This is a genomic window from Longimicrobiaceae bacterium (assembly GCA_035936415.1).
Lineage (GTDB): Bacteria > Gemmatimonadota > Gemmatimonadetes > Longimicrobiales > Longimicrobiaceae > JAFAYN01.
Genome location: DASYWD010000546.1, coordinates 1 through 1,806 on the forward strand (window position 1 = coordinate 1; position 1,806 = coordinate 1,806).

The 1,806-nt window shown below is 73.1% G+C and carries 2 protein-coding genes; both read right to left on the reverse strand.

Annotated elements, in window-relative coordinates; all coding sequences use genetic code 11:
- Positions 1-169: 169 nt before the first annotated feature.
- Positions 170-1,270 (reverse strand): D-Ala-D-Ala carboxypeptidase family metallohydrolase, encoded by a 1,101-nt coding sequence (locus VGR37_22025; protein ID HEV2150091.1) that lies wholly within the window; start codon positions 1,268-1,270, stop codon positions 170-172.
- A gap of 53 nt (positions 1,271-1,323) precedes the next feature.
- Positions 1,324-1,806: hypothetical protein (locus VGR37_22030; GenBank protein HEV2150092.1), on the reverse strand; the 483-nt coding region annotated here is incomplete at its 5' end.

Here is a 1,806-nt window from a genome sequence, read left to right on the forward strand (position 1 = left end):
AGAGTGTGGAGGCGAGAGCCGACGCGCTGCAATGCTCCGAGGCGATCGTCTTCATACAGCAAACCCTCCGATGGATGTGACCCATCGGAGGGTTTGTTGCTTCAACTCCCGGACCTCAATCTCCGGGATGACTCATGTCTCCCCGTAGCACCAGAGGCTCAGACTCCCGCTACCAGCGCGACCGCGAACCCCGTACGTCGATGTGGATGAACGGTCCGCGGGCGCCGTTGTCCAGGTACACCCCCGCCCCGCCGACCAGCTCCGGGTACTTCGCCTCCACCCGGTCGACGGCGCGCAGCATGACCTCGGCGTCGCGCACGTCGCGGCGGCCGTCCTGGTTCAGGTCGTCGATGTAGTTGTCCTGGTCGCTGTCCACCCAGACGTCCGCGGCGTCCCCGTAGGTGTGGCGGGAGAGCTTCGCGCGCCCCCCCTCGCCCGGGCCGTTGTAGGCGGGGGTGCGGAAGCCGCTCATGACGGCCATGTGGTCCGCGCGGATCCCCATGGCGCGCAGCTCCTGCATCACCAGCTCCAGCTTGTCGATCAGCCGAAGGTCCAGAGCAACGTACTTGGGCCAGACGGAGAACTGGTTCTTGGTGAGGAAGTTCCGCAGCCGGAAGTGCTCCGATACCTGGAGGTCCTGGTTCTCCGGAGTGACCTCGATGAACCCCGCGGGCGGTGCGTAGCGGTCGTCCCGGTCGCTCCCCTCCGTGTGCCAGCTCCCCATGTGGTAGCCGTTCACGAACCCGCCCCGCTTCGCCGCGAAGGGAACTCGCGTGAGCACCGTGAGGTCCCCGACCTCCTGGCTCCACCCCTCCCCGCGAAGATGGAGGCGCCAGGCGCCCGATCCCGCAGGAGCGCTCAGGGCGCCCCCGGCGAACGGCTCGCCCGCCGGTCCGGCGGCGCTCACCGGGGTCCCCAGGAGTCGCGGGCCCGAGCCCACCGGCGCGCCCAGGAGCCCCTCCCCGCGCGCCGGGCGCGTCCCGGGGAGCGGGCTCCACTCGTACGCGACCGGCGCAGGAGCGGCGCCGTCCCACACCAGCGGCAGCTCCAGCGGCTGCGCGGGGTCGACGATCGCCACCCGGAGAGCCCCGCTCAGCCCGAACATGCTCCGGGCCAGCCGCGCGGCGGGAAGGTCCCCGCGCAGCGAGTCCGCGGAAGGAGAGGTCGGGGAGGCGGAGGCGACGGTGCCGGGGGCGGCGAGGCCCAGGGCGGTGCCGAGCGCGAGCGCGGCGGTGACGGACGCGGCGAGACCGGGGCGCGAACGGGGCATTTCGGCTCCTGCGTTTGGGAACGGCGGTGAAACGGAAGGACGGCGCGAACCGGTCAGGAGCGGAGCTCCACCAGCTCCAGGACGGGGTGGCCCATCATGGGGGACGCACCGGTCCGGACGCGTCCCACGAAGGTGAACCGCTGCAGGGGGAGCAGCCGGCGCACGGCGAGCGCCTGCTCGGGCGAGACGGCGATGTAGACGAAGCCGGCCTCGCCGTTCGGCTCGCGGGCCAGCACGTACAGCTCGCCGGGGGCGAAGTCCGTGCGGACCTCGTCGGCGCGCTGCAGGGCGATGAAGCGCGCGGACCACTCCACGCGCTCGCCGCGGTGCGCCTCCGGCTCCGCGCGGAGGACCGAGGGAGCGAGGGTCGTGGGCGCCGCCTCCGCGCCGGCCACCGGGGAGCGGGTCCATCCCTCCACCCGCACGCGGGTCCACTCCCCCTGGCGCCCGAGCGCCTGCACGCGCGCGCCCCCCGGGAGAACCGCCAGGGTGTCGCCGTCCGGCGCCGACTGCAGCACCACGGGGCGGGCCGGGGC